This is a genomic window from Bradyrhizobium uaiense (assembly GCF_010811875.1).
GTDB lineage: Bacteria > Pseudomonadota > Alphaproteobacteria > Rhizobiales > Xanthobacteraceae > Bradyrhizobium > Bradyrhizobium uaiense.
On the sequence record NZ_VKHP01000416.1, the window covers coordinates 1 to 3,978 of the forward strand.

Below are 3,978 nucleotides of genomic sequence, written 5' to 3' on the forward strand. Positions count from 1 at the left end.
CTTGGCGCGAACCCGGAATCCATTTATCCGCAGCGACGGCTACCGGAAGCGCCCCCGCAACCAATCATCTACGTCAAACGCGGATGAATGGATTCCGGGCTCGCGCTTCGCGCGCCCCGGAATGACGCGCTGATATAGGTCTGCGTGTCTGGCTACACCGACACCGCGTAGGTCTCGTACTCGCCGCGCACCTGCTCGATATGGGCGCGCATCGCGGCCGCGGCGCCGGTCTTGTCGCCACGCATGATGGCGACGACGACGCAGTCGTGCTCGGCGTGGGATTTTGCGAGACGCCCGAGGTTGCGGAACTGGGCGCGGCGGAACGGCTGCACGCGCACGCGCGTCGCCAGCGTGATCTCGGCGATATAGGCATTCTGCGAGCCGGCATAGATCGCGTTGTGAAAGCGCTCATTGACCTCGTGGAAGCGCTCGGGATTTCCGGTGTAGCTCAACACCCGCAGCTCCTCGTGGATCGCCTCCAACGCATGACGCTCCGCCGGCGTCATCCGCTCCGCGGCGAGGCCGGCGCACATCGCCTCCAGCTCGGCCATCGCCTCGAACATGCCGGTGAGCCGCTCCAGTGACGGCCGCGCCACCACCGCGCCGCGATGCGCGCGGGCATCGATCAGGCCGCTGGCGGCAAGCTGCCGCAGCGCTTCGCGTACCGGGGTGCGCGAGACGTTGAAGCGGCGCGCAAGGTCGGTCTCATCGAGCCCGGCGCCGGGCGGCAGGGTGCCGCGCACGATCTCGTCGGCGAGTTGCAGGCGCAGCTCTTCGGCGCGCGTGACCTTGTCGGCCAGCGACGACGGGCGATCGACGCGCGGCACCACCGGCTCGGGCTCGGTCGGCTGCGGCGCGCGGGTCGGAAGATCGTCCAGGCTCATGGTTCAAGCGCTCTTGTTCAAACGCCTTTGGGCTCGTCGATGACGCTGACATGGGCCGCGACGATTCTCCAGCCCTCGGGGAAGCGAATCCACGTCTGCATCTGCCGTCCCACTCTACCCGGTGCACTGTCCCGATAGAACAGCGTCGAGGCGATCGCGGTGTCGCGGCCATAGGTCGTGATCACGGTGCGCTCGATCTTGCGCATCAGGCCGACCGGCGAGCGCCCGGCGCGAAACGTCATGATTTCGGCATAGCCATAAAGGTTCTCGCCGATCCCGTAGCGCAGCGTGCGGCTGTCGTTGCGGAACAGCTCGTCGAGCACCTCGACATCGTTCGAGACCAGCGCCTTCTCATAGCGCTGGAACTGCGCGGTGACCTCGGCGAGCACGTCGGGAAGATCGATGTCCATTTTAGATCCCTCTCGGCGCCGGCGCGGCCGCGACGCCCATCTGTTCCAGAGCATAGGCGACCCGCAGCGCGATGTCCTCACGCCAGGGCGCGGCGATGATCTGCACGCCGATCGGCAACGGTTCAAGCGGCACCGGCACAGCCACAACAGGCAGGCCGATGAAGGAGATCGGCTGGGTGTGGATGCCGATGTTGGGCCGCACCGGGAGCTCGACCCCGTCGAGCGTGAAGCTGACCTGACCGAGCTTCGGCGCGGTGCACGGCGTTGCCGGCGCCAGGATCACGTCGACCGACTGGAACAGCTCCAGCACCTTGGCACGATACCAGCGGCGGAATTTCTGCGCCTTGTCGACATAGACCGCCGGCACCATCGCGCCCGCGATGAGGCGATCGCGCACCGCCGGATCGAAATCGTTGGGGCGCCTGCGCAGCCGATCGAGATGCAGCGCTGCACCCTCGGTCGTGGTGATGATGTAGGCGGCGGCGCGGGCCCGCGCGGCCTCCGGCAGTTCCACGGTCTGCGTGGCGCCGAGCGCCTTGGCGACGCGCGCGACCGCTTCGACAGCCTCCGGAAACAAATTCTGCTGGAAATAGCCGCCGGCAATCGCAACCCGCAGCCGACCGACGTCGTTGGCAAGCAACGGCACGGTCGGCTCGACCGACTGCACATTGCAGGCGGGATCGTCATCGTCCGGCCCCTGCATCGCATCATAAGCGAGCGCGAGATCCTTCACGCTGCGCGCCAGCGGACCGAGATGATCGAGGCTCGCGACGAACGGAAAAGATCGCGCGCGCGACAGCCTGCCATAGGTCGGCTTCAGCCCGAACGTGCCGCAGAACGACGACGGCACCCTGATCGAGCCGTTGGTATCGGAGCCGAGCGCGATCGGCACCAGCGCGCCGCCGACCGCGCTGCCGGAGCCGCCCGACGAGCCGCCGGCCATCCGCGTCGGATCATGCGGATTACGCGACGGACCGTCATGCACGTTCTCGCCGGTGAAGTCGTAGGCGTATTCGCCCATGTTGAGCGCGCCGACCAGCACCGCGCCGGCCGCTTCCATCCGCTCGATCAAGGCGGCATCGCGCGGCGACGGCGGCAGGTCGCGGTTGATCTTCGAGCCGGCACGGGTCAAGAGGCCCTGCACGTCGAACAGGTTCTTCACCGCAAACGGCACGCCGGCAAGCGGGCCGACGGATTTGCCGGCCGCAATCGCGGCATCGATCGCACGCGCCTTCGCGCGGGCGCGATCGGCGGTGACGTCGGTGAAGGCATTGAGGACCTTGTCATGCGCCGCGATGCGCGACAGCGCAGCCTCGGTCGCGGCAAGGGCAGTGAGCTTGCGGTGTGAGACGGCCTGCGCGATCTCGGCGGCCGACATGGACGCGGGAGTTTCGGACATCGCGATCTCAGGTCGAATAGACGGCAGCTGACGCGGCATCGTCGGGCAACGGGAAGTCGTCGACCAACCGCGCCAGCCGCAGCGAGACATCGAGATTCGCGCGCACCGCGGGACGCCAGGCGTCTTCCAGCGGCAACGCCATCGCGCGGGCAACGGCGTTCATGTAGTCGTCGAGATGATCGGTCATTTCGCTCCCAGTGAGTTTTTCAAGAGACCGGCAACGGCGGATGCGGGATCGCCGTCAGCAGTTCTTTTGTATAGGCATCCTGCGGATTGCCCAAGACGTGTTCGGACGTGCCCTGCTCCACGATGCGGCCGGCGCGCATCACGATGACGCGATCACACAGCAGGCGCACCACGTTGAGATCGTGCGAGACAAACAGATAGCTCATGCCCATCGACTGCTTGAGGTCCTGCAGCAGATTGAGCACCACCGCCTGCACCGACACGTCAAGCGCTGCGGTCGGCTCGTCGAGGATCACGAGCTTCGGGTGCAGCGCCATGGCACGCGCGATGCCGACCCGCGCCTTCTGGCCGCCCGATAGCTGGTGCGGAAAGCGGTCCAGGAGGTTGACCGGCAGGCCGACCAGCCGCGCCAGCTCCTCGCAGCGATCGCGCAGCGCATCCCGCCCTTTGATGTCGCCGAGCTGCATGATCGGGTCCGCAATCGCGCGCGCAGCGGTGAAACGCGGGTTGAGGCTGTCGGTCGGATCCTGGAACACCATCTGGATCTGGCTGCGCCGCGGCAGCCGCGCGAAGGATTGCGGTAGGATGCCGCCGATGTCCTCGCCGTCGAACACGATGCGGCCGGAGGTCTGGTCCAGCAGCCGCATCACCATCATCGACGTCGTCGACTTGCCGCAGCCGGATTCGCCGACCAGCCCGACACTCTCGCCATGGTCGATCGAGAAGCTGATGCCGTCGACGGCGCGGAAGATCTCCTCCTCGACCGGCGGCTTGCGGCCGAACAGTTTTGTGAGCACCGAGCCTGCGCCCTGGCGGGGGTATTCCTTGACGAGCTTTTCGACTGACAGGAGGGGTTGCGTCCGCCCCCTCTCTCCGCCTGCGCTGCTGTGCCCCCTCTCCCCGTTCTTTACGGGGAGAGGGTTGGGGTGAGGGGCACTCCCCACGAGCGCAACTCGCGGAGGGTTCCCCCCCCCCCCCACCCAGCCCCTGTTGGCCCCTCCCCCCGCCCGGGGGGAGGCCAGGGAGGCTTTCTCCGGCCACAGATCCAGCCCCGACCCCCCAAACCGCGGCCTCGCCCGCCGCCGCTTCCTGGCGTAGT

At 67.4% G+C, this 3,978-nt stretch carries 5 protein-coding genes; all 5 read right to left on the bottom strand.

Translation table 11 applies throughout. The annotated features are described in order from the left end of the window. Nucleotides 1-152 precede the first annotated feature (152 nt). Nucleotides 153-884 carry a GntR family transcriptional regulator gene (locus tag FNJ47_RS44970; RefSeq protein ID WP_163163069.1) on the bottom strand — a complete coding sequence of 244 codons (732 nt, stop codon included), beginning with the start codon at nt 882-884 and terminating at the stop codon, nt 153-155. A gap of 17 nt (nt 885-901) precedes the next feature. Further along, nucleotides 902-1,294 carry an oxalurate catabolism protein HpxZ gene (gene hpxZ, locus FNJ47_RS44975; protein WP_163163071.1) on the bottom strand — a complete coding sequence of 131 codons (393 nt, stop codon included), beginning with the start codon at nt 1,292-1,294 and terminating at the stop codon, nt 902-904. 1 nt (nt 1,295) lies between these two features. Then, nucleotides 1,296-2,693, bottom strand: coding sequence for an AtzE family amidohydrolase (locus FNJ47_RS44980; RefSeq protein WP_236000550.1), 1,398 nt, complete (start codon nt 2,691-2,693; stop codon nt 1,296-1,298). Nucleotides 2,694-2,700: 7 nt separating this feature from the next. Beyond that, a complete protein-coding gene (locus tag FNJ47_RS44985; protein ID WP_163163074.1) occupies nt 2,701-2,880 on the bottom strand; it encodes a DUF4089 domain-containing protein in 180 nt (59 codons plus the stop codon). A 19-nt stretch (nt 2,881-2,899) separates the two neighbouring features. Continuing rightward, nucleotides 2,900-3,978 (bottom strand): ABC transporter ATP-binding protein (locus FNJ47_RS44990; RefSeq protein WP_175068516.1); only part of this gene is annotated, 1,079 nt, incomplete at its 5' end.

Coding starts and splice junctions, on each gene's coding strand:
- FNJ47_RS44970 (WP_163163069.1), bottom strand. CDS start 884: ATGAGCCTGGACGATCTTCCGACCCGCGCGCCGCAGCCGACCGAGCCC.
- hpxZ (WP_163163071.1), bottom strand. CDS start 1,294: ATGGACATCGATCTTCCCGACGTGCTCGCCGAGGTCACCGCGCAGTTC.
- FNJ47_RS44980 (WP_236000550.1), bottom strand. CDS start 2,693: ATGTCCGAAACTCCCGCGTCCATGTCGGCCGCCGAGATCGCGCAGGCC.
- FNJ47_RS44985 (WP_163163074.1), bottom strand. CDS start 2,880: ATGACCGATCATCTCGACGACTACATGAACGCCGTTGCCCGCGCGATG.